Source organism: Anaerocolumna sedimenticola, from assembly GCF_009931695.1.
Lineage (GTDB): Bacteria > Bacillota > Clostridia > Lachnospirales > Lachnospiraceae > Anaerocolumna > Anaerocolumna sedimenticola.
Map to the genome: position 1 here is coordinate 2,269,932 of NZ_CP048000.1, position 24,126 is coordinate 2,294,057.

The window sequence follows — 24,126 nt, forward strand, 5'->3', positions numbered from 1 at the left end:
CGTTCGCTGATACTTTGTAGGTGCAGTTCCCAAAGGAAAGGAATAAGATTTTAGTCATTCGGTAGAGCAGGGCGTCCAATTCTGCGATAGACTATTCCATTACGAGAAAATATCCCTTGAATGGGATAATTCCTATACAAGAAGAGATCAGTTCCGTCTTCATGTTGTTGTCAAAAAAAAAGTCCCAAAAATGTCGGAGAAAATTCCCCGCCTATTTTATTTCTTTTACTATGGAAATTGAACCGATAATTAGATTTATTTCCCCAGTATTTTTTATTATGCTATATCCAGTCGGGATCGTATTTTGACACTTCTTCTGTTATCAATCCACTAATATCATCCAATAACCGTTCATTTTTTATTTCAAGCTCATTTATTCTGTAAGCGCTTAATAAGATAATGCCTTTTAAATCGTAACCGTCAAACAAGAAAGTGGATTTTCAATGCATTATGTTTATGAGATAATCACTTAAATTACTATTACAAGTATTTTGAGCCTCTCAAAATACGGATAGGAGGATTTTAAGTGACGACACAAGAAGTAAAGAATCATTATAGTTTACAGAAATGGTCTTCCATTATTCAAGAGTGCACAACCAGTGGACTTCCAGTCAGACAGTGGTGTCAACAAAACAGCATTCTTGAGGGGAGTTATTACTACTGGTTAAGAAAAATACGCATAAAGACATTAGAATCCCTTCCTGCAGTCACAACAGAAAATGCAATTCAGCCCGTTCACCAGGAGAATACTGTTTTTGCTAGACTTTCAGTTCCTCAGAGAACTATGACTGCGGATGTTTCTCTGTCTGTAAATGGAGTTGATATTGGAATTAATAACACCGCTACAGCTGAATTAATCCATTCGGTTTTATTGGAGATAAAACAACTATGTTAGGTGATATCTCACGAGCTGAGCATATCTACCTTGCCTGTGGATATACTGATATGAGAAAATCAATCGCTGGCCTGGCTGCTACGGTACAACAGAACTTTAAGCTGGATCCTCTTTCCAATAGTCTGTTCCTTTTTTGCGGAAGGAAATGCAACCGAATAAAAGTACTCTATTGGGAAGGCGATGGTTTTGTTCTACTATATAAGCGTTTGGAAAATGGAAGTTTTCAATGGCCACGGACACAAGAGGAAGTGTTGAGACTCTCACCACAGGAATTTCGTTGGCTCCTCGAAGGACTATCTATAAAACAGCCGAAAGCAGTACAAAAAGTGAATCCAAAACAAGTACTATAAAGTGCCGAAAAGTCCTATAATTGCTGGATTTCTTGGCACTTTTGTGGTATAATAAGGATAGTAAATATATAAGGAAGCTATCATTTATGGGAAACACAGATCAGGTTAAACTGCTTGAAAAACGCATCACAGAGCTAGAAAAGGAAAACCTTATTCTTCAGGAACAGGTTACTTTCCTGACCCGTAAACTCTATGGTAATAAATCAGAGCAGACATCATCTCTTGGTATCGAGGGACAGATGTCTATTTTTGATGAAGCTGAAACGCTTTCGGATACCAATGCTCCGGAACCAGATATGAAAGAGGTCGCGTCCTATCGACGTAAAAGGTTTCCAGGTCAGAGGGAAGAGTTATTAAAAGACATCCCTCATGAAAAAAAGCTCTGCACTCTTGCGGAAGAAGACCGTTTCTGTGAAAAATGTGGTAACTCCCTTTATTCGGTTGGAGAAGAATTCGTTCGTACCGAGATTGAATTCATACCAGCAAAAGTACGTGTCATTGATTACTATCGTGAAACATTTGAATGCCGTAACTGTAGGAAAAGTGGAGAATTGTATATGGAAAAATCGCCAATGCCTGATCCGGTTATACAGCACTCTTATGCATCCCCTTCTACAGTAGCTTGGGTAATTCATCAAAAGTATGAATTGGCAGTTCCGTTATACCGACAGGAAAATGAATGGGAGGCTCTTGGCGTAAGTATAAGCCGTGCTACCATGTCAAACTGGATAATAATCTGTTATCGAGACTGGCTATCACCAATCGTAAAGCTTTTGCATGAAAAACTTCTTACTCAGAATTATCTGCACATCGATGAGACGCCAGTACAGGTACTGAATTGTTATTACTGCTGTCCTATGTCCAAAAACAGACGGGAACTTTTGTCCGTCAGCTACCGGAATTACTGCCGACTGAGCTTATCGATTACCTCAGTCGGCTTTCTTTTTTTCTATCCATCGTGTTCGATATTTCTATGTTTTTCGGTACATTCAAACTTCATTTTCTGTACTTCTTAGGAAAATTCACCCTCAAGAACCAGTTTTACTGCATGATCATCAATAATTCGTTTCCTGGATTGGCTTCCATAGAGCAGAAGGCTGGTGCATACTTTATCTATGATTCTGGCTGTTCCGGCACTATACTGATGGATGGCATCCATAGCGGCTTCAGTAAAGACTTCACCGGTGCTTCCGGCATACTTCATCTGATGACGGATATAGGTTCCCGTTTGGGAACGGTCATAGTGATTCAGTACGCTCTGAATATCAATTCGCTGGCGAATTGCAGTGTAAGCCTGCAGCTGAAGTTTCTGCCACAGTTCCGTCTGTCCCGTTAATATCAGCCCCATTGGGCTGACCGAATCAAGCTTTACATTCAGTAAAAAGCGTATCTCTTCCAGCATTTCACGGCTTAGCAGATGGCATTCATCACAAACACAGACCGGCTGGATTCCATGAACCGCTTTCATAATCTCGATTTCCGTATGAAGCTGTCTTTTAGCATCCCCACGGTTATACTTTGCTTGAAATCCCATCTGCTCCAGCAGAATACGGTAAAAGTTCCTTGGTGTCAGTTTGGAATCCGAAATATATAGAAACTTGAACTGATTGTGATTCAGGTCATTACTGAACTTACGCAGAATCGTTGTCTTACCGGTGCCGCAGTCACCGGTAAGTACAGCAAAAAGCTGGCGTTCTGCCACATAATTGAGCCGGTTCAAGATTTCTGTGAGTTCCTGCGGCATATATAAGGCATCTGTTGGAATACTTCTGGAAAAAGGGGGTGCAGTCAGTTCATAGAACGCTTCAAACATTACCATCACCTCGGTCTTTCTGCTCTGTTTTCATTCCAGTAAAAGAGATTGCGGTCTTTCGTATCATCTGACGCTCCTTATTTTTCTGTGCCGCCGCTTTTAGGAGTCTTGATTCCTTTACGGGAACTGCATTCCGATATTCCGGTAATTTCGGACGTTCTCCGGAATGGCTTCCGATTTTTAATGGAACTGCCGTACAGGAGGGCATTCCGTTACACTCGATCGTAACCTTAGAAATATCAGCGGCGTCATAAACCACCTCTACCTCCTTATGTATCATAGAAAGGCCAAGCTCAACCTCGTATTTCTGTCCCAGGAAACTGATACAGCCGCTTTTGTCCACCTTTCTTGTTTCACAGGCCAGAAAGGCATCCGCTATCGCCTCAGCAGACAGAAATTTAAGTTCATGACGGTCTGATTGATATGCTTCGTAAGGGATTTCCCATGTAAGGAACTGTGTGCCTTATGAAGATAGCATTCCTCCATCCATACCTGATACAGCCGGTTCAGTTCTTCCAGATTTTTCGGCTTCGCAAGCTGTGCTTCCCGAAGAAAGGAATCTACCGTCTGGTTGTACCTTTCCTGCTTGCCTTTCCCTTCCGGCGAATACGGACGCGCATAGAGAAGCCGGATTCCAAGCTTTCCGCAGGCTCTCTGCATCCAGTGTGTCCGGTATTGCTTGCCATTATCGAAATAGACCGAATCCGGGGCACCATACTTAAGTAATGCTTTTCGGAAGCAATCCTGAACAATCTTCTGATCCAGTGTCGGATAGAATTCGGAATGTAAAATATGTCTGGTACAGTCATCCAGAAAACAAACCATATACGTTGGCTTCCCATCCACATAAATCCCATATTTAATATCACTCTGCCACAGATAATTACGCCACGGCTTCTGAAACCTTCTGGCTCCGGTTACACTGTTTGTGTAAGTCCGCATCTGACGGCTGGAATACCCACGGTAGTTTAACTGGTCCTGCAGGGTGCTCCTTCGTAAAAATCCCGGCTCCGCTTTACCTTCCCACTCCAGAATGCGTATGAGTTCTGTAATACTTCTTTTCGGAACTTCTCTCCGGAGTGCAATGGCTTCCTGTATCACCTCTTCCGGAATAATGGAATTACCACCACGTCCTGGACTCTGGGGTTTTAATCCCTCAAAGCCTTTTTCCTTATAATCATTTAAATATCTTCTTATGGTGCGCTCTGACAAACCGGTCTGGATACTGATTTCTTCCTTTAATAACTGCCGTTTCTCCTTATCCAGTGTGGTATCCATAAGTGGTGCAATGATTTTCAGTCGGTTGGCCGCGATTTCCTCGCTTCTTTTGTTTTCCATGATAATGATCTCCTTATTTTTTTGATAAGGGTATCCTAACAAAGCGTTGGAAAGGAATCTACGCAGAACGGGTATGTAACCACCGGCCGGAATTTACGAGATACCGGACAAGCTTTTTCAGCCAGCCGTTAAAACCGGAACTGTTATTTAAGCGAAACAGGAGGCATTGTATTTCTTTGCTTAATGCTTCCTCATAATCATAAAGAAAAGTCAGGGATAGCAAGGTATTTTTAAAGTAGTTACGGAGCAAGAAAAACCATATCTTGAGGCGTTTGGCGGTACTGAGTTCACAGGGATAGTCATCTTTCTGTTCTTTGGAAGGCGAGATAATAAGTTCTACGGTTTCCGAACTGTACCGTTTGTAAGGGACTATTATGTCTGGTAACTCATGATGAATTTTTCCACAGCCAGGACAGCGGAGTCTACGGATAATCAATACTTTTTTCTCGCCACTGTATTCGATCAGTCCTCGCTTACGGCTTCCTATTACCGTTAATTTTGCCTCACAATCAGGGCAAGGAATGGTTTCTCTGCTCCTCACATAAAAAATCATTTGAGGTCTTGTCATCCAAGAAATAGTTCGATATAATAATCATGGTGTTTGAGGGCATTCCCGATCGCTGTGTTGGTAGCACAGTTATCATTAAGGGAATGCTTTCTTTCTGTCGTTTTATGGTCATTATACTCGACAATTCATGGACAGGCAAGTTCGGTAGCTTTCGGAAAAATCTCAATGTCAAAAACACTGAATGAATCCGGGAGAAAAAATACCACAGATTCTTACATGTGGGTATACAGTTCTATTAAAAGCTGTGAGCAGCCGATAAGACTGTTTGAATACCAGCCGGGAAGAAGTGGGAAATATCCACAAGAATTCTTGAAAGACTATACTGGTTTTATCCATACGGATGCCTATAAAGGCTATGAAAAAGTATCCGGTATCACCAGATGCCTTTGCTGGTCTCACTTGAGGCGATATTTTGTGGATGCCCTGCCAAAGGATATAAATAGCCTGGAGGCAACGATTCCATCCCAGGCAATCGGATATATAAATAAGCTCTTCGAAATCGAAAAGAAACTAGAGATTCTTTCCCCAGAAGGGAGAAAAGAACAGCGTCTGATACAGGAAAAATCTGTACTGGATGCCTTTTGGTCGTGGTCAGAGACCACTGCCACTGGAATTCTACCGAAATCGAAGCTAGGTCAGGCATTTCAATATGCTGCAAATCAGAAAGAAGGTTTGATGAATTATCTTCTTGATGGAAACTGTAGTATTTCCAATAACTTAGCCGAGAACAGCATCCGTCCATTTACCATTGGTCGGAATTATGTGTTCAATAAAGTTATGTGCTTTTAATAGCTAATGCTATTATGGTTTTGTCACTAAGTAATATTACAAAAGGAGGCAAACCATGAATCAACGATCGATTGAGACCTTTTCTGCATTCCTTAAAACAAAAGGATATGCTGAACAAACAATTCATAGTTATTCCAAAGCATTGGAAATCGTTTCTGATACTTGGGATACTGATGATCCGAATGTACTTTATGAGCACATAAACAGTACATTGAAAACACTAGAACCAACCCTGAAGACTTCAACCATGCATAACATTAGAGCCGCCGCCAGACAGTTCTTTTTTTTAAAAACAGGAACCATCTACAAGGATTATGTTCAAAAAACGAATACACAATCAGGCTATGCTGACATTTTAAATGATTTTTTCATTTATTCTACTGAATTCAAACGTATTACATCTGAATCTACTAAGTCTGAATGCCAGCATATAAAAGCATTTCTGTGCTATCTTGGAGATACAACATATGAATCTCTTTCAAAACTAAAAGCACATGATATAAGAGATTACGTATGCATTGCGTTTCAAGACTTAACTACGTCAAGTATCGGCAGATATGTTACTTCTCTGCGAAATTTCTTCCGATTCCTTGAATATAAAGGGTATCCAATAAACGAGTCTCTGATTGAACTTCCTTTAGCACCAGCAGATTGGGCGAAAGGGAAAGTCCCAGTTGTTCTAACAAAAGATGAAGAAAAAAGGCTTCGGGATCATCATCCCGTAAATCAAAAGAACGATAATCGGAATAGGATCATCATCTTGTTAATGTTGGATCTCGGTATGCGTTGTTCTGAAGTAGCGAACCTGAAACTTACAGATATTTCATGGAGTAAAGGAACTATAAAACTTCATGATACAAAAAATGCTCATGACAGAGAGCTTCCACTCCCAAGTAGTTTAGGTCATATGATAGAAATATATATCCTATCTGAAAGACCTAAAGTAAAAATAGATATGTTGTTCATTCGTAAATATCTTCACAGCTACCTTCCGATGAATCTAGGCTGTGTTCGTCGTGTTGTTAGGGAAGCCTTTCAAAAAGAAAATATCTCTGGCTGGTGGAAAGGCTCACACGCGTTACGCCGTACAGCCGCCTCTCATATTTATAACAGTGGCATTGGACTGAAACTTACAGCCGATCTTCTTGGTCACGAATCAATTGATTCAACTACTGCTTATGTGAAAGTTGATTTTGATTCTCTTCGAAGCGTTGCTGTTTCCTGGCCGGGAGGTGATTCTAATGAATGAAAACAGAATTTCAAGGCAGCTAATCGAATATCTTGAATATAAACACAGTCTTGGATTTAAACTTGAACATGAAGAAGGCGTCCTGAAAAACTTTGTCAGATATACGTTAGATTATGATTACGATGGGCCATTAACAAGAGATATTGTGCTCCAGTGGATTTCAAATGGCAAGCCTTCAGACAAAACCAGAGGCAGGAAGATTGAAGCAATACGACCTTTCTCCAAGTATGCTACAACATTTGATGACCAGGCAGAAGCCATATATGACCTGATCTATAAAAATGTCCATGACAGACCAGTCCCTTATATTTATACAAAAGGTGAAGTGCTTCAGCTGATGAAACGTTGTAAAACGCTTTATTCTCCCGACGGGATCCGAGCCAAAACAATCGAAATAATCATTGGCTTATTGTGGTCAACAGGACTGCGCCCATCGGAACCAATCCATTTGATAATAAGCGATGTGGATCTCTCAGTGGTGTTCTTTGTATTCGAAATACAAAGTTTTCAAAAGGACGGTTTGTCCCGATAACGGAATCTGTGGTGCAGAAACTAACTGATTATAAGTCCTGGATTGAAAGCAAGATAGGGCTTCGATCTTTGGATGACGCCTTCTTTTATAATACAGGCGGCACTCCAATCAGCCTCAGGTCTGTCGAGGATGCTTTTAAATTAATCCGAAGATGCATTAATGCAGAACCTGTTGGATATAAAAATGTCAGATTGTATGATTTCAGACATACAATGGCTTGTAATACAATACAGAGATGGACGGAACAAGGTATTGATGTTAATGCCAATCTGCATGTGCTATCTACTTATTTAGGCCATGTAAAACCAGCGGACACTTACTGGTATCTTTCTGCTACACCTGGAATGCTCGAGCTTGGCTGCTCAAAGTATGAAGAAATGTTCGGAGGTGATCAGGATGAAAGCTGACCTTCCAACATTTCAGGCACTATTGCAGAATTATTTCCTACGGCGATTAATACAACAGCGCAAGGTTTCCGGTCAAACCGTAAATTCTTATAGAGATACGTTTCGAATATACATCACGTTCCTTTCTGAAAAGTATAACATTAACGCAGTTTCTGTAAAACTTGAATATTTTGACCTTGAGTATATTCAGGCATTCTGTGAATATCTGGAGAACAAAAGAGGTAATAAAGGTGTAACTATCAACAATCGTCTTGCTGCGATTCGCTCATTTATGGAATATGTGGCTGAAATTGAGCCAGAATACAGTGGAATTGTTAAGCGTTCACTCATGGTTCCCATGCAAAAACATGAGATTCCGACCATGGACTTTATTTCTAAAGATGAATTCCAGGCAATGGAGGACACTTGTGATACATCTACTCCTTTAGGTTCAAGAGATAAACTGATGCTATTGATCCTTTATAATTCAGGAACCAGGGTATCTGAAATGCTGTCCTTAAAATACTCTGATGTAAAGGACGCAGATCTTCCGGGACGTACCTGCATTAAGATACACGGTAAAGGAAGAAAAGAACGTATCGTTCCGTTGTGGAAAAATACGGCCGAATATCTGGCAAAATATATATCTGCAAATGCTATTAAAGAGGATGATGCAATCTTTAATAATAAAAATGGAGACAACCTTACTAGGTCGGGAGTAAGGTTCCGGATCAATAAGATTGTAAAAGCAGCATCTAAAGCAGCACCAACACTTCGGGAAAAGAATATCACTCCGCATACGTTCAGACATTCGGTTGCAATGAATCTCCTAAGAGCCGGAGTCGATATATCAACCATAGCAATCTGGCTGGGACACACAAGTATCGAAACAACCCACAAATATATGGTTGCCGATATAGAGCTAAAAGAAAAGCCATGGAGCAAGCTGGAACTGCAGGAGATTCATCATTTTGGTATAAGCCGTCAAATGATATCCTTGCTTTCTTAAATGCGTTATAATTTATGTGCTGTTAAGCTGCAGTGATTTATGATGAAGCACTCCGATATAAGTCATTGCAGCACATAACTTTATTGAACACATAATTCCGATTATGTGCTTTAGCGCATAAACGAAAAAACTGGTTGTTTTCAGGAAGCCCTAAAGGAGCTGAGGCCAGTGCAGCGTATATAGCTTGATTGAAACTGCGAAAGCAAATGGTATCAATGCTTATAAATATATACAGTTTATTTTAAGTGATATTCCTGGTACGGCTTTTCTTCAATATCCTGAATTTTTGGAAGATTACATGCCATGGGATCCTATGATTCAAAAGATATGTCGCTAATAGCCAACCTTTAAGAATAGCAGAAGGTTGGCTATTTTTATCGACACTGACTTATTTGACGGTTACGATTAAGAATCTAAGACATTAAGAATACTAAGACATTAAGAATCTAAGATATTAAGAATACTTAGATACGATTACTGTGGCAATCTTTAGGCATGTAAAAATAATAAAAGTAAAAAAATCTGACCGCTGATTTTATCGGTCAGATTTTTTTTAATTTAAATAAAAATAAACCCCCTGCAATTCTGGTGCACTAAGTCCAAATGGATATGAATAGTTTAATATAATAAATATAAATGTAATTTTCATTTAGTTTTTGCACCAAAAAATCGGAGGTAAATATTTTATGAAAATATTAAAGTGGATTTAGTACTGTTACGGTGTACTTTTAGAAATTACTTATTACTCATATTCAACAGCTTCTGTTTCAGTTCATTTTCAATACGGTTTAATTCAACTTCTGCTTCTTTTCTCTTTTGGCGGCCTTCTGTCTGGATACGAAGTACTTCATCCAGAGTGGAAATTAAGGATTCGTTGGTAGCCTTAAGTGTTTCGATATCTACGATGCCTCGTTCCGATTCTTTGGCTGTTTCAATGGTTGCCATCTTGAGGGTAGCCGCATTTTTCTTAAGTAATTCATTGGTCATATCGGTTACTTCTCTCTGGGCTCTTGCAGCCTGGCCGGAGTGGGCAACACCCAGGGCAAGGACCATCTGGCTCTTCCAAAGAGGTATGGTATTTACAATGGTGGATTGTATTTTCTCTGCCATCATGGTATCATTCCCCTGGACCAGGCGAATCTGGGGAGCCATCTGAATGGAGATCATTCTGGTTAATTCCAGGTCATGTATTTTCTTTTCAAACCGGTTTATAATAGCCGTTAGGTCATTAACAGCCTGTGCATCTTCGGGAAGACCGGTTCTACTTGACTTTTCAACCAGTTTTGGAAGTTCTTCGTTCTGAACCTGGGACAGTTTCTTTTTACCGGCTAAAATGTACATGGAGAGTTCTTTGAAATAGGTTTTATTTATTTCATACATTTTATCTAACATTGCTACGTCTTTTAGTAACTGTATCTGATGACTTTCCAGTACCTGGCAGATTTTATTGACATTTACTTCTGCCTTATCATATTTAGCTTTCATGGCGGTAATTTTATTGGAGGTTTTCTTAAATAATCCTAAAAAACCTTTTTCATCCGTTTCACTATCAAAACTCTTCAGTTCCAATACGACGGAGGAAAGCATCTCACCAATTTCGCCTAAATCTTTTGTTTTTACGTTATTGAGAGCAGATTCGGAAAAATCTGCAATTTTTTTCTGAGCTCCTACACCGTACTGCAGGATAAGGCTTGATTGGGTTAAATCGATTTTTCCTGCAAAATCATTTACCATCTTCTGCTCTTCCGGAGACAGTGTACTTTCATCAAATTCCACAGCCACCGGTTTTGCCGGCTCCTGATTTGCTAACTTAGTTTCTGATGTTTCTTCACCGAAGGGGTCAAAGGTTAAGATTGGTGCTTCGTTTTTAGCAGTTCATCATTCATAATAATACCATTGTATAACACATCGGTTCGCAGATGTGTTACTGCCACATTCAATAGAATCAGATATCATGTCTTCTATTGTTAAAATAAAAGGCAGAAAGAATCGATTGTGGCATTCCTTTCTCATTTATATTTTCTTTCAACCCTTCTTTTAACTTACACACTTACTGTAAGCTGAGGTAGTACCTTAAAAATTATTAAAAATGTTTTAATAAAGTGTAATAAATTTCTAATTGGCCCTGAATTAATTTAAAGAATACGGATTAAGTTAAAATTGATTCAAATAGGCTAAAGTTCTTTCGAAGAACTCTATAATGAAATCATAGTTATTTCACTTTAAAATCTTCCTTTGTCAGTCCTTCCTGGGCAAGCATGGTTTCTAATACAGATATGTCGGTAGAGACATCCATTGCCGCATCTTCAAAAAGGCTGTCCAATAATTTTTCAAATGCAAGATTAATCGTATCTAATGTAGCTTCAATTTCGCTTTTTGCCGAAGTAATATTTGCACCCTGTACGGACTGAGTGTCAAATTCGCGGTAAGCATTTACTAATTTTAAAGTGGTAGGAAGATAATATTCCATAAACTTTTCTATTTCCGGAAGCTGTTCCGGATGAAGCTCCACGTAGTTAAAAATTTTACCAATCACTTCTTCCAAACGGTCTAATTTTCTGGATATTTCCTCTCCGGGAATTGCCTCATTGGCTTCACGAAGCTTAAAGATACAGTTCCTGCCGTTTTCAATGGCTTTTCTTAATTCTGGATTCATTCCTTGTGACCCAGAGGTTTCCCGGGACATTTCCTGCCCGCTTCCCTGTTTTACCGCATTTTTGCTTTTTTCCTGTTCTTCCAGATTCCGCATCTGTATACTCTTTTGGAGTTCCAGATATTGTTCATAACTTTCCCGGTTTAGCATGATACAAGTTTCCTGGTCATCAATACGGCCTTCGGGAAACATACCTAAGGATATCATTTTCCGTAAATCCTTTAAAATAAACTTCTGGCTTAATAAGGTATTCGCTGACAATTCCTTGATGGAATAGTAGCTGCGGTTCCGGAATGTCGCAAGATACCGGCGGAACCTTTTAAGACGCTTCCGTATCCTGGAACCCCTTGCCATTAGGAATATACTGATAAAAAGTATGGGAAGGAGACTTAAAGCAATTGTTCCGAAGAAATTCAGATTACCGGTCAGCTGGCCGATTAAGGCCAATACAAATGCCGAAATTCCTGCTCCTCCGAATCCTATGCTTCCAAATACGGTAAGAAGGATGCTGGAAACTCTGCCCACCGGAACCTGGGGATAGCTGCCTCCATTATTGCTATTCTTTTGCCGCATTTTATACTGATTATTAACAGGCTGAGGGGGTGCCTGTCCGGACCTTTGCCGGTTATAATTACGTTCGGTGCGGTTATTCTGTCTTTGAGCCTGTCCATAAGTCTGATCTGACCTGTTCCAACGGCGGTTACCTCGGGTTACATCCCAGTCCATCCTGCCACCGTTTATGTCTCGGTTCTGTCTGTCTCTATTAATACCCAGTGCACCTCGTACCTCATCTAAAGCACCGTTTACAGTATTTCCTATATCTCTGTTTAATTGTTGAAAGTTCATCGTATTAACTGCATCTTGGACAATGTCTTTGATATCGTCCCCTAAATTTGAAAAGTTCTTTCTGCTCATATTAACCTCCGCTATATCACATAAATATAACTAGTCCTATTATATCTTATTCTGGAGCAATTGACAATTTTAATAAAATTAAAATTCAATTAATAAGTAAAAAATAATCGGGCTAATCATATGTAATATATAAATAGGTTATGTTTATGTAACTTTAAATGATTGGAGATTCAGTAATTTAGTGTACTTTTGGTGTTATAGACAAAAACAGCTGTCTTATATACTCTTTCTGACGCCTGTTATAGAATTTCATAAAATATCCGATAAAATAGTTTAGTACGTAAAGCAATTAAAAATATTACTAATAATAATTTTAAGAAGGCGGCATTAATTCATGTCAGAAATTAGCAGAGTAAGAAAAATAATCCTCTTTAAAGGTCAAATCGAAACCCTTGGATACTTCTCGGAACAGCTTGCAAAGGCATTTGTCCAGTTGGGATATGAGGTTTATTTGTTTGATTTTAATAATAGCTATCAAGAAATAAATAATCTTATCTGGTTTTGTGATAAAGAGAATACGGTAATGATAACGTTTAATTTCATAGGTCTTAACAATGAAGATATTTTCCTCATGGAAAATGGAGAATTATTCTGGAACCAGCGTGAGATTTTGTGTGTAAATATCATTGTGGATCATCCATTCTATTACCATGAATTTTTTAAGAACCCCCGTTAAGATATGTTTTATTTTGCATTGACCAAAATCATATAAAATATATGGAACGTTTTTTTCCTGACATAAAATATGTTTCTTTTTTACCACTTGCCGGCACTCAGATAACCGATAACTATATTCCTTATACAGCAAGAAAATATGATATCGTATTTACCGGCAATTATACGCCGCCTCATACATTTGATAAATACATTAACCGTATTGATGACGATTATTCTTTATTTTATCATAACATAATTGATAATTTAATAAACAATCCGGATAAGACCATAGAAGAGGCTATTGAATACCAAACCAGAGCAGAGATTAACGATTTAACGGAAGAAGATTTAAAAAATGCTATGGCTTCTATGATATTTATTGATCTTTATGTAAGATTCCATTTTCGGGCTTTGGCAGTTCAAACACTTGTGGATAACGGATTTAGGGTTGATGTGTTTGGAAAAGGATGGGATTTGCTTGAATGCAGGAATAAGAGTAATTTAATTATCCATGGGGGGATTGAGTCACAGGAATGTATTTTAAATATGCTGGATTCCCGGATTTCCCTTAATGTCATGCCATGGTTTAAAGCCGGAGCCCATGACCGTATCTTTAATACCATGTTAAGTAAATCAGTCAGTTTAAGTGACGGCAGTACTTACATAACAGATCAATTTAATGAGGGGAAAGAAATTGTACTTTATTCATTATCATCCATGGATAAGCTTCCGAAGATTGCAGGTGATTTATTAAGTGACCCGGATAAAGCTGCGGGCATAGCAGAGGCCGGTTATCAAAAGTCGAGAATTTTACACAGCTGGAAGAACCGGGCTGAAGCACTCTCTGAATATATAAACAGGGTATGGTTCTGGATATAGCCAGTGATAAGAACCGCCTTCTGATGGGAACGCTGTTACACGACTACTTACTTATACATTTAAACTTGACAAACTGATTCGTTGTTATATAATAAGTTGAAAATATTGTAGAAAAAATGTATTTTTTGTCACTCAAGAATATACTACAAAATACTATAAGGGAAATTACTAGTTTTTTATGCATAAAATTATATTACTAATCATTATTTGCTCAATTTTATTTAATAATCCTGCAATTGTTCTTGCTTCAGGTAATATGAATATAATTAATATTAAGAAAACCGGCAATAACAAGCTGGAAATAAGCTGGATAAAAGTTTCTGACCAAGATGGATATAGAGTTTATCGGGCATCAGAATATAATGGAACTTATACTTTGGTAAAAGATACAAAAGATGATAAATTTATTGACAATGTGAGTATTGGCAATGGATACTATTATAAAATAAAGTCATACAAGAAAGAAGATGGTAAGGTTATTTTAAGTCATTTTTCATTAATTAAACGCGGAGGTATCAATGCAAATGGAGTGCCGGCATCCATACCTGCTACCAAAATCGGTTCTTTAAAAATTAACGGCAAACAAGTCATTATTGTTTCGGTTGATAAGGCAAACAATACAACGGCTAATGTAAGTTTTTATAGTAAAGATAAGAACGGGCAATGGATTTTAGACTTCTCCACCATTGGCTACATAGGTAAAAACGGTATTGGCAAGACAAAAGAAGGAGATAACAAAACACCCATTGGTTTATTTAATTTCACAGCTGCATTTGGGGTGGCATCTAAACCAGGTAATGCTAAAGTACCTTATGTAAAAGTAAATGAAACGCATTGGCTGGTAAGTGATTCGAATAGTAAGTATTATAATAGATTTGTTTCTACTTCAAAGAGTAAAGACGGATATTCTCAGACCCAAGAAGTAGTAAAGGATTGGGATTCGTCTTATGGAGAACAATTGTATAACTATCCGAAAGCTTATAAATATTCATTAATTTTAAATTATAATCCTGGGAATGTGCCGCATAAAGGTTCTGCAATATTTTTACATTGTTATACGAATAATAAGTATACCGCAGGATGTGTGGCTATACCTGAATCTAAGATGAAATATTTGCTGCAAAAATTAGACGTTAACAGCCAGAATAAAATAGCAGCATCCATTATAATTGATACGGCGGATAATATTTTATCATATTAGTTTTATTTTCATTAGGATCCATCAGAAAGCTATTAAAAGATAAGAACTAAAAAATCTGCTGTAATTAAAGGGATTGTTGCATTATTTTTGCAACAGTCCCTTATAGTTTTTGAGACAGTATAATCATATTACCTTTGCGATGCATGCCGCCATGTGCGGAAGCTTGGTATCGGTAATAATTTAAATACCATAAGCAAGGGCGAAGCAGAAGAAATCTAAAAACAGGCCTCAGAATATATACGATGTAAAGAATTGCATTGTATAGTCAACTGCAAATAGAATTAAAAGGAGGTATCAGTTCGAAAAGAATTCCGAATCTTCTGCGATTTCTTAGCCAATAAAATTGGCATTATTTATTAGTAATTTATGATTGACAATATAGAGCTATGATGTTATATTATAGATAATACGTAGGATGTTTAGGTGACATTTATTAACAGGTTTTCGTGACAGAAGAGAGGATTGATATAAAAGGGTATATACATAGAAAGGTTGAAAGGTATAAGCATAATTAAAAAGGTAGGACGTATTACGTAATATGAATAAGGAGGGAGAAATGGGAAAGACGGTATTAAGCATTAAAAGTGATAAATTTTATATTAACGGCAGTCTTATCTACAGCCAAATAAAAGACAGTAATCCGGATGCTTGGGGATTGTTAATGAATGCAAGGTTTATTCAGGGAATTTTTGACGATAAGGCTGGTAAAAGCCGGTTCAACCGGTTTGGAAGAAATTTTGACACAGAGCAAAATACGGAGGAACTGATTACAGCACTTCCTGAATGGTACCAATATGGATTACGTGGGTTTACGGTAGGCTTTCAGGGAGGCGGTCCTTGTTTTACTATGGACAATTACAGTATAGACAATAACCCTTTTTCTTCTGACGGTAAGGAAGTTGAACCAGGATATTTAAAGAGGATGGAGAAGCTTATAAGAGCGGCGGATGAACTGGGAATGATTGTAATTGTGAGCTTCCTGTATGGCGCACAGACAAGATTTTTAAAAGATGATGAAGCCGTTAAACACGCAGTAAAAAAGGCATCTAACTGGCTTCGTGACATGAAGTTTACCAATGTGATCATTGAGATAGCAAACGAACACAATGTGGATGATTTCAAAATTCATCCAATTGTATATACAGAGAAAGGAGTGGTGGATTTAATTAAAACGGCAAAGGAGGAATCAGGGGGAATTCCTGTAGGATGCAGCGGGACAGGAGGATATTTTTCAGAAAAGATTGCGGAGGTATCCGACGTAATTTTGATTCATGGGAATGGACAGACAAGGCAGCAATTATATAATCTGATTCAAAAGGCAAAAAGCATAAAACCATTGCGACCTATAGTCTGCAATGAAGATTCCCAGGCTTTAAGCCAGCTTCAGGTTACATCAAAAATGCAGGTTTCATGGGGTTATTACAATAATATGACAAAACAGGAGCCGCCGGTCAATTGGCACATTACTTCCGGTGAAGACCTGTTCTTTGCCCATCGAATGGCTGAAGTACTTGGTATAAAAACCGATGAGATACCTTTTGAAAATCAGTTTTATTTGCAGGGGCTGGAACCGGATATGACATATGAGCAAAAACGTTGGATCCGTCTTGCAAGCTTATATCCTGAAAAAATTGATCACGTAATATTTTACCGTAATGGAGAATACTTTGCTGCATCTTATGATGATCCTTTTATGATTCATTTTATTTGTAACTGGTTACAGGGTGCTGTGACAGGAACGAAAGCCGGTGAAGAGTGGGTTGCAGAAGTATATTTAACTAGTAGGGAAAAGATAGTAAAAAGTTGTAGGTTGCTCAGTTAAATAGTTAAAAATGTAAATTTATGTGTTGTGATTCCTGCTTTCCGGGGGTTTCATGGCAAAAGGAGGAGGTTTATTTATGAACGGCTTTAAAAAATTATTTAGTATAATCATTACTATAGCAATGATATCCGGTACGTTGACAGGATGCGGTAAGCAGGATGAGAAAACAGGAACAAATTCAGTTGACACAAATACGGCATCCGGAGATAAACCCGTTGTAAGAATGATAGTCCCGGGAATTAATGACCAGGATACAATTGATCCCATTTCCGGAATTAAATCATTAAGCCTGGGGGCTTTCGAAGAAATTCTGGAAGAACAGATTCCGGACGTAGATATTCAGCTGACAAGTATTCCATGGGACGGATGGATACAGAAAATGGAAGCCACCATTGCAGCAGAGGAAGTTGACATCGGTTTTTATACCAATCAGGTTATGGCACCGGACTGGTTTGTTGACCATAGACAATTTTTAGAAAAAGATACAGAGGTTAATCTTGACAATTTAGATGATATTTTCATTGAACCTGCCGTACATTATATGACATATAAATCCTTTAATTATCCCGAAGCAACCGGACAGATTTTTGGATTGCCGGTTACTATGGCCAGCAATATATTTGTTTACGATAAACAGCTATTTGAGGACTGGGGTGTTGAACTGCCCGGTGATAATGTGACCTATGAAGAATTAATATCAAAAGCAGAACAGATGAATGGCGTTAATCCTAAGACGGGAGCAAAAAATTATGGTGCATATATTGCATCTATGTGGATGGAATGGAACGCGATCGGTTTTGATGCGGTAAAATCATACTCCAGTGACACAATGTTATTATCAGAAATGGATAAAAGCCAATATGTAGATTATATTAAGGAATCACCGGAAGTATTAAATTTCTTTCAGAATATGGAACGTATCGTTAAGGTCTCACCGGAAGGAATAGCAACAAATTCAGGTTCAGAAAAATTTTTTACCAAGGATAATGATATTGCCATCAATTTTGATACTAATGCCATATCCGGTTCCATGCTTAAATATATATATGCGGATAAAAAAGAGATTACGGATCGTTTCATACCGATAACGATTCCTACAGGAAGCGGTGGAATGCAGGGATTTCCGGAATTTTTCAGGTATGCGGTTACTAAAAATGCAAAAAATCCTGAACTAGCCTGGAAAGTTATTAAGGCATTGGCTACGAATAAAGCTATAAATGATTTTTACTTAACAAATTATGCGAAAGATAAACTGACGGCTTTAAAAGATTTTAACGGAATGAAGTGTATGGAATATGATATCAATAAAAAAAGACATGAAAACCAACTGAAAACAATGTTTATTACAGATGACTATTGGTTCTGGAGAACTCCAATGCAGAATGTTTTAAGTCAGGTAATTGCTAAACAGGTCACACCGGAACAGGCAAGGGAAGAATTATATAAAGGCGTTAATGACTGGGTAGAAAATACGAAAAAACAATTAGGACAATAACTGATATCTGGGAATGCTGTAAAATAGCCGAAGCAAACATAAAAGGGCTATTTTGCAGCAGCCTTATCCATAAGGAGAGTTAATTGTGAAAAAAAATAGATTGAAAAACTATGTTAGTTGGTATATTCTGTTAATTATTCCTATCCTGGGTACCTTTATCTTTAATATTTACCCTTTAGTAAATACTTTTACGGATAGTTTTCAAAATATGAAAAATATATTTATCGGAACGGTAAATTATGATATTATGTTCCATGATACCGAATTTCGCCAATCAATCATAAATACCCTTTATATGGCAGTTTTGGGAGTGGGTTTTAATATTCCTATTGCATTTGTAATTGCCAATATGTTAAATAGCATACCCAGATCAAAAAATATATTTAAAGTAGTGTTTTTGCTGCCCATGATTATGTCGATGGTTACAGTTGCCATCCTTTTTAAATACATCTTCATGCCGGATGAAGATGGGATTGCCAATTATTTTCTATCCTTTTTCGGAATTGCTCCGAAAGGATTTTTTAACGATCCCGGTATGGCAAGAGAATCTGTTGTAACAATGGCGATCTGGAAAGGTGTCGGATATAATATTATAATGTTTTTTGCCGGGTTACAAACTGTATCAAAGGAACTTTATGAAGCGGCAGAGATAGATGGAGCCAATGAATGGAAAAAATTCAGCCGCATTACAATACCTTGTATGAAAAATACTTTTACCTATGTGTTGATTACATCTACAATCAGTGCCTTAAAACGTTTTGCTGAAGTTTATGCTGTAAGCGGTGAATACGGAAGTCCCTCCGGTGCATTAAATACGATGATGCTTTATATCTATAAAAAATCTTTTTCTACTTTAAATTATAAGGATATCGGCCTGGCAAGTGCAGCCTCAGTAACTCTGTTTCTAATTATTTTACTGATTACAGCCTTGAATTATTATTTAACGGAGAAAGAAAATTTTAGATTCGGCAGTATTTTAAAAAGAAAGGCGGGACGAAGGTAATGGAAGATAAACTAAATATCAGATTTAAAAAAATACATTTTTTTTATTATATTATTTTATCAATAATTTGTCTTTTGATTATTCTTCCTTTTATTTGGCTGGTGAGTACCAGTTTTGACAGGCTTGATACCTACTCCCTGCCATACCCTCCCAGACTGTTACCGAGAAACCCCAGCTTATTTAATTATCAGATGGCGGTTTCCAATGTGCCGATTATTCGGTATTTGATTAATACGATAATTATAGTATTAATCAGTTTAATCCTGAATATTTTTGTTGCGACGCTATCTGGTTTTTGCTTGTCAAAAGGTAAATTTCCTGGGAAAAATATAATTCTCATTTTTATTTTATCTAGCATGATGGTACCATATGAAAGTAAATTGATGCCAATGTATAATATTATAAAAAGCATAGGCTTATCCAACAATTTTTTAGGAGTTCTTCTGCCGGGTGTAATGACAAATGCAATTTATCTTTTTTTATAAAAAAGTTCTGTGATGATTTGCCCGACGATTTATATGATGCCGGCGTTGTTGACGGTGCTAGTAAATTTACGATCTATGTGCGGATATTTCTTCCTTTGATGAAGACAATTATTGCCACTCTGGCCATACTGGATGTAGTGAATAATTGGAATGATTTATTATGGCCTATGATTGTCTTAAGCAAAAATGAATTAAATACCATTCAGTTAGGCCTTATCAGGTATATGTCTGGAGCCAGCGGACAGGTACATGCGGGGATATCAACGGCTTTATCGATTTTAAGTGTTTTGCCGCTGGCCATGGTATTTGTTTTTCTGCAAAAATACATTGTACAAAGCATTGCTTCGACCGGTATAAAGCAATAGAAAAAAGTTATAACTATTTACCCGCACCGACTTATGATTGCTTTGATTCATTAAAACCAATATAATATATGCAGGAGAATAGTTACAGTAAATTTACATTAAGAAAATCATGGAGGTGGAGTAAATGACAGAAGCAAAGAAAGACTCTTTACCGCCTATAGGCAAAGAGTCAATAGTACAGCAGGTAGTAACAAGAATCATAGATTTAATAACCAATGGACATTACAAGGTAGGCTCCAAGCTTCCCAATGAATATGAACTGATTAAAGAGATGCAGATCAGCAGGAATTCACTCCGAGAAGCCATGAAGATACTCGAAGCAATGGGAATTGTGGAAATTAAGCGTGGTGACGGGACCTATGTCTGCTCACAGATCAATCCAAATACGTTTGATAAAGTTATCTATAGCCTGATTTTTGATTTGAGTACCAGCAGTGAATTATTGGAACTCAGACAGGTTTTGGATGAATCCATTGTTCGGCTGGTGATTACTAAGATAACTAGTGAGGAAATTGATGCATTGGAGCAAAATATCCGGAATATGCGTCTGGCCATTAACAACAATGATACGGAAGCAGCGGAAGAATACGATTATGAATTTCATATGCTGTTGATTGATGCCTGCAAAAATACGTTCTTTATCCGGATAGCAAAAGGTGTTTACCAAATATTAAAGCAATCCATAGGAGAAAATATCCATTTGGAGAGGGTCAATTCCCTGGCGCCGGATTATCATGAGGTTATAGTTGAATGCATTAAAAATAAAGATTATACGAAAATCAGCGAAGTTGTTTCAAATTCCCTGCTTACCTGGAGAGAGCGTATATAAAGTTCCTGGCCTGCCGTTTACGCTTTTGCTGAGAAGAAAGGACTTATTTGTAAGGCTAAATAGAGCTGCCGGAAAGGCAGTTTTATTTATAAATAAAAGGTAGTACGTATTATGTCTTATGATTACTTATTTTATACTTAAGGAGATGCAATTGTGAATCAAGAGGGTAGAATTAATTATTTAGAAATAAAGGCTAAAGAAATTCGTAAAACAGCGCTGACAATGATCTATAAAGCACAATCCGGTCATCCGGGGGGATCCTTGTCTGCCGCGGATATTATTACCGCCCTGTATTTTGAGGTAATGAATATTAATCCCCAGGAACCGAAGTGGACCGACAGGGACCGTTTTATCCTTTCAAAAGGCCATGTTTGCCCTGCCCTGTATTCCGCTTTGGCTATCCGGGGATATTTCGGCAAGGAACACCTTAATACATTACGGGTGCAAGGCTCAATTTTACAGGGACATCCGGATATGAAAAGGTGTCCCGGAATCGATATTTCTACCGGTTCATTGGGTCAGGGAATTTCCTGTGCGGTTGGAATGGCTTTAGCGGGGAAACGAGACCACAGGGATTATATGACTTATACCTTATTAGGCGATGGGGAATGCAACGAAGGGCAGGTTTGGGAAGCTTGCCAGGCTGCAAATAAATACCGTCTGGATAATCTGGTTGTGATTATTGATAATAATAATCTGCAAAACGACGGATGCTCGGAAGATATTATGCCCACTCTGGATCTGGCGGGAAAGTTTAAGGAGTTTGGTTTTGATACTATTAGAATAAACGGTCATTGTATGAAAGAGATAGTAGAGGCCTTAGATGATATGAAAGCCGAAAAGAATAACAAACCGAAATGTATTGTTTGCAATACGGTAAAAGGGAAAGGCGTATCTTTTATGGAAAATGTACCTGTTTGGCATGGCCAGGCACCCAATGAGAAAGAATATGAAACAGCAATGGAAGAATTAGAGGTGGGATTATCATGAATGGAAAGGCAACCAGAGATGCATTTGGGGATGAGATATTAAAACTGGGAAAAGAAATGAAGGAGCTATATGTAATAGACTGCGATATTTCCAAGTCCTGTAAGACGGTATTATTTTCAAGGCAGCTGCCGGAGCAGCATATTAATGTTGGAATCGCCGAACAAAATGCTGTGGGTATAGCAGCAGGATTGGCAACTACAGGAAAAATTCCCTTTGTGGTGACTTATGCGGTATTTGGAAGTATGCGTGCCCTGGAACAAATCCGTCAGGAAATTTGTTATACCGGCTTGAATGTGAAAATTGCATGTTCCCACGGAGGGCTGACGCCTTCCAACGACGGGGCTTCCCATCAATGTATAGAGGACATGGGAATTTTCAGAACCATACCCAATATGACGGTAATTATGCCGGCTGACTATTATTCGGCCAGAAAACTGATTGCGTTGGCAGCGAAAAGAAAAGGTCCGGTATATTTAAGATTTACCAGAGACGCCATTCCTTATATTTATGATGAAAACAGTGAATTCGAAATTGGAAAGGCTGTGGAACTAAAATCCGGCAATGATATCACAATTATTGGAAATGGCGATGTTGTCAGTATTTGTCTGAAAGCACAGGAAAAATTAATGGAATACGGTATTTCTGCCAGAGTGCTGGATATGCATACCATTAAACCCATTGACAGGGAAGCTGTGGAAAAAGCTTTAAGAGATATGGGGAAAATTATTACGGTAGAGGATCACAACATTTTTAACGGATTGGGTTCCGCAGTATGTGAAATAGCTGCTGAAACAGGGACAGGAACCGTAAAACGTATTGGAGTACAGGATTGTTTCGGAGAATCCGCCCCCTATTCTGAATTGTTAAAAATAAACGGCATTACTGTCGGGAACATTGTAAAAACGGCATTTGGTCTTCTTAAAAGGGAGGAAACCTATGAAAATAGTTGTACTTGACGGATATACCTTAAATCCCGGGGATTTAAGCTGGAACAGGTTAAGAGAGTTGGGAGAACTTTACGTATATGACAGAACGGATCCCGGACAGATCATAGATCGGATCGGTGATGCTAAAATTGTCCTGACCAATAAAACACCGTTATCCGAAGAGGTGTTTAAAGCCTGCTCCATGGATTATGTTGGGGTATTGGCAACCGGATATAATATTGTTGATATTAAGTCTGCCGATAACTATCACATTACAGTAACGAATATCCCTACTTATGGTACCTATGCCGTGGCTCAGTTTACCATAGGACTTCTGCTGGAGATCTGCCATCATATCGGAAGCCATTCTGAAAGTGTGAAAGCAGGAAAGTGGCAGAATAATGCTGACTGGTGTTATTGGGATTATCCTTTGATGGAATTAGCCTGTAAAACAATGGGGATAGTCGGATTTGGTAAAATAGGCCGTTTAGTTGGGGAAATTGCTAAAGCACTGGGAATGAAAGTGATTTTTTATGACAGGATTAAAACTTCGGAGGATGCCTGGTGCCGTCAGGTCGAATTGAATGAATTGTTTGCCTGCTCTGATGTTATTTCTTTACATTGTCCGTTATTTGACAGCACAAAGAATATGATAAATAAGGATTCCATAAAAGGCATGAAAGATGGTGTAATTATTTTGAACACTTCCAGAGGCCAGTTAATTGTGGAGCAGGATTTATGTAATGCCCTGGAAAAGGGAAAGGTTGCATATGCGGCAGTCGATGTTGTTTCAACCGAACCAATCGGCCCCCAAAATCCGCTGTTAAAAGCAAAAAATTGTCTGATAACTCCCCACATAGCCTGGGCCCCCAGGGAATCAAGGAAAAGACTGATGGATATTGCAGTGGATAATGTGAAGTCTTTTATAGAAGGAAACCCGGTAAATGTAGTCAACCGGCCGTAAGAAAGGATAAAAG

23 protein-coding genes and 3 pseudogenes are annotated in these 24,126 nt (G+C 38.2%); 20 read left to right on the plus strand and 6 right to left on the minus strand.

All coding sequences use genetic code 11. From position 1 onward, the window contains the following. Nucleotides 1-526: 526 nt before the first annotated feature. From tnpA to Ana3638_RS10000, 3 genes and pseudogenes are all read left to right on the plus strand, one after another. The gene (gene tnpA, locus Ana3638_RS09990; RefSeq protein ID WP_161837892.1) at nt 527-895 is read left to right on the plus strand and encodes an IS66 family insertion sequence element accessory protein TnpA; all 369 of its coding nucleotides are present in this window, start codon (nt 527-529) and stop codon (nt 893-895) included. Continuing rightward, nucleotides 889-1,245, plus strand: coding sequence for an IS66 family insertion sequence element accessory protein TnpB (tnpB, locus tag Ana3638_RS09995; RefSeq protein ID WP_161837893.1), 357 nt, complete (start codon nt 889-891; stop codon nt 1,243-1,245). The genes tnpA and tnpB overlap by 7 nt, the downstream gene beginning before the upstream one ends. An 86-nt stretch (nt 1,246-1,331) precedes the next feature. Continuing rightward, nucleotides 1,332-2,084 (plus strand): annotated as a pseudogene (locus Ana3638_RS10000) (transposase); the annotation flags it as partial. Between the two features lie 173 nt (nt 2,085-2,257). Here the strand turns inward: Ana3638_RS10000 and Ana3638_RS10005 are convergent. The 4 genes from Ana3638_RS10005 to Ana3638_RS10015 are packed head-to-tail and all read right to left on the minus strand — an operon-like array spanning nt 2,258 to nt 4,949. Then, nucleotides 2,258-3,058: an ExeA family protein gene (locus tag Ana3638_RS10005; RefSeq protein WP_161837029.1), complete on the minus strand. Its 801-nt coding sequence runs from the start codon at nt 3,056-3,058 to the stop codon at nt 2,258-2,260. Further along, nucleotides 3,051-3,497, minus strand: coding sequence for a Mu transposase C-terminal domain-containing protein (locus Ana3638_RS25070; RefSeq protein ID WP_330588029.1), 447 nt, complete (start codon nt 3,495-3,497; stop codon nt 3,051-3,053). The genes Ana3638_RS10005 and Ana3638_RS25070 overlap by 8 nt, the downstream gene beginning before the upstream one ends. Further along, nucleotides 3,434-4,396 (minus strand): DDE-type integrase/transposase/recombinase, encoded by a 963-nt coding sequence (locus Ana3638_RS10010; protein ID WP_246240961.1) that lies wholly within the window; start codon nt 4,394-4,396, stop codon nt 3,434-3,436. The genes Ana3638_RS25070 and Ana3638_RS10010 overlap by 64 nt, the downstream gene beginning before the upstream one ends. Before the next feature lie 58 nt (nt 4,397-4,454). Then, nucleotides 4,455-4,949 (minus strand): DUF6431 domain-containing protein, encoded by a 495-nt coding sequence (locus Ana3638_RS10015; RefSeq protein ID WP_161837894.1) that lies wholly within the window; start codon nt 4,947-4,949, stop codon nt 4,455-4,457. A 186-nt stretch (nt 4,950-5,135) separates the two neighbouring features. Here Ana3638_RS10015 and tnpC point away from each other — a divergent pair. From tnpC to Ana3638_RS10040, 6 genes and pseudogenes are all read left to right on the plus strand, one after another. Beyond that, a pseudogene (gene tnpC, locus Ana3638_RS10020) lies at nt 5,136-5,735 on the plus strand (IS66 family transposase); the annotation flags it as partial. A 73-nt stretch (nt 5,736-5,808) separates the two neighbouring features. Next, nucleotides 5,809-7,002 carry a tyrosine-type recombinase/integrase gene (locus Ana3638_RS10025; protein WP_161837895.1) on the plus strand — a complete coding sequence of 398 codons (1,194 nt, stop codon included), beginning with the start codon at nt 5,809-5,811 and terminating at the stop codon, nt 7,000-7,002. Continuing rightward, a complete protein-coding gene (locus Ana3638_RS25075; RefSeq protein WP_246240963.1) occupies nt 6,995-7,534 on the plus strand; it encodes a hypothetical protein in 540 nt (179 codons plus the stop codon). Before Ana3638_RS10025 ends, Ana3638_RS25075 begins: the two co-directional genes overlap by 8 nt. Then, complete coding sequence (locus Ana3638_RS10030) at nt 7,531-7,941, plus strand: site-specific integrase (RefSeq protein ID WP_246241107.1); 411 nt, start codon at nt 7,531-7,533, stop codon at nt 7,939-7,941. Before Ana3638_RS25075 ends, Ana3638_RS10030 begins: the two co-directional genes overlap by 4 nt. After that, complete coding sequence (locus tag Ana3638_RS10035; protein ID WP_161837897.1) at nt 7,931-8,929, plus strand: tyrosine-type recombinase/integrase; 999 nt, start codon at nt 7,931-7,933, stop codon at nt 8,927-8,929. The genes Ana3638_RS10030 and Ana3638_RS10035 overlap by 11 nt, the downstream gene beginning before the upstream one ends. Before the next feature lie 122 nt (nt 8,930-9,051). Next, nucleotides 9,052-9,266 (plus strand): annotated as a pseudogene (locus tag Ana3638_RS10040) (transposase domain-containing protein); the annotation flags it as partial. A gap of 398 nt (nt 9,267-9,664) precedes the next feature. Here Ana3638_RS10040 and Ana3638_RS10045 read toward each other — a convergent pair. Continuing rightward, complete coding sequence (locus Ana3638_RS10045) at nt 9,665-10,663, minus strand: toxic anion resistance protein (protein ID WP_408609518.1); 999 nt, start codon at nt 10,661-10,663, stop codon at nt 9,665-9,667. Between the two features lie 478 nt (nt 10,664-11,141). Next, a complete protein-coding gene (locus Ana3638_RS10050) occupies nt 11,142-12,497 on the minus strand; it encodes a 5-bromo-4-chloroindolyl phosphate hydrolysis family protein (RefSeq protein ID WP_161837898.1) in 1,356 nt (451 codons plus the stop codon). A gap of 334 nt (nt 12,498-12,831) precedes the next feature. On the opposite strand from Ana3638_RS10050, the gene Ana3638_RS10055 reads away from it, so the two are divergent. From Ana3638_RS10055 to Ana3638_RS10105, 11 genes are all read left to right on the plus strand, one after another. After that, on the plus strand, nt 12,832-13,173 hold the full coding sequence (locus Ana3638_RS10055) for a hypothetical protein (protein ID WP_161837899.1): 342 nt from the start codon (nt 12,832-12,834) through the stop codon (nt 13,171-13,173). Nucleotides 13,174-13,214: 41 nt separating this feature from the next. After that, complete coding sequence (locus tag Ana3638_RS10060) at nt 13,215-14,033, plus strand: glycosyltransferase family protein (RefSeq protein ID WP_161837900.1); 819 nt, start codon at nt 13,215-13,217, stop codon at nt 14,031-14,033. Nucleotides 14,034-14,289: 256 nt separating this feature from the next. After that, a complete protein-coding gene (locus Ana3638_RS10065; protein ID WP_161837901.1) occupies nt 14,290-15,234 on the plus strand; it encodes a L,D-transpeptidase family protein in 945 nt (314 codons plus the stop codon). 556 nt (nt 15,235-15,790) lie between these two features. Further along, on the plus strand, nt 15,791-17,056 hold the full coding sequence (locus Ana3638_RS10070; protein WP_161837902.1) for a hypothetical protein: 1,266 nt from the start codon (nt 15,791-15,793) through the stop codon (nt 17,054-17,056). A gap of 76 nt (nt 17,057-17,132) precedes the next feature. After that, nucleotides 17,133-18,551, plus strand: coding sequence for an ABC transporter substrate-binding protein (locus Ana3638_RS10075; RefSeq protein WP_161837903.1), 1,419 nt, complete (start codon nt 17,133-17,135; stop codon nt 18,549-18,551). A gap of 85 nt (nt 18,552-18,636) precedes the next feature. Next, nucleotides 18,637-19,554, plus strand: a complete 918-nt coding sequence (locus Ana3638_RS10080) for a carbohydrate ABC transporter permease (RefSeq protein ID WP_161837904.1) — start codon at nt 18,637-18,639, stop codon at nt 19,552-19,554. A 481-nt stretch (nt 19,555-20,035) separates the two neighbouring features. Beyond that, on the plus strand, nt 20,036-20,404 hold the full coding sequence (locus Ana3638_RS10085) for a carbohydrate ABC transporter permease (RefSeq protein ID WP_281352942.1): 369 nt from the start codon (nt 20,036-20,038) through the stop codon (nt 20,402-20,404). Nucleotides 20,405-20,528: 124 nt separating this feature from the next. Then, complete coding sequence (locus tag Ana3638_RS10090) at nt 20,529-21,233, plus strand: FadR/GntR family transcriptional regulator (protein WP_161837906.1); 705 nt, start codon at nt 20,529-20,531, stop codon at nt 21,231-21,233. Nucleotides 21,234-21,404: 171 nt separating this feature from the next. Further along, nucleotides 21,405-22,223, plus strand: a complete 819-nt coding sequence (locus Ana3638_RS10095) for a transketolase (RefSeq protein ID WP_202621633.1) — start codon at nt 21,405-21,407, stop codon at nt 22,221-22,223. After that, complete coding sequence (locus Ana3638_RS10100) at nt 22,220-23,179, plus strand: transketolase family protein (RefSeq protein WP_161837907.1); 960 nt, start codon at nt 22,220-22,222, stop codon at nt 23,177-23,179. The genes Ana3638_RS10095 and Ana3638_RS10100 overlap by 4 nt, the downstream gene beginning before the upstream one ends. Then, nucleotides 23,160-24,113 carry a D-2-hydroxyacid dehydrogenase gene (locus Ana3638_RS10105; RefSeq protein WP_161837908.1) on the plus strand — a complete coding sequence of 318 codons (954 nt, stop codon included), beginning with the start codon at nt 23,160-23,162 and terminating at the stop codon, nt 24,111-24,113. Before Ana3638_RS10100 ends, Ana3638_RS10105 begins: the two co-directional genes overlap by 20 nt. The last annotated feature ends 13 nt before the right edge of the window (nt 24,114-24,126 follow it).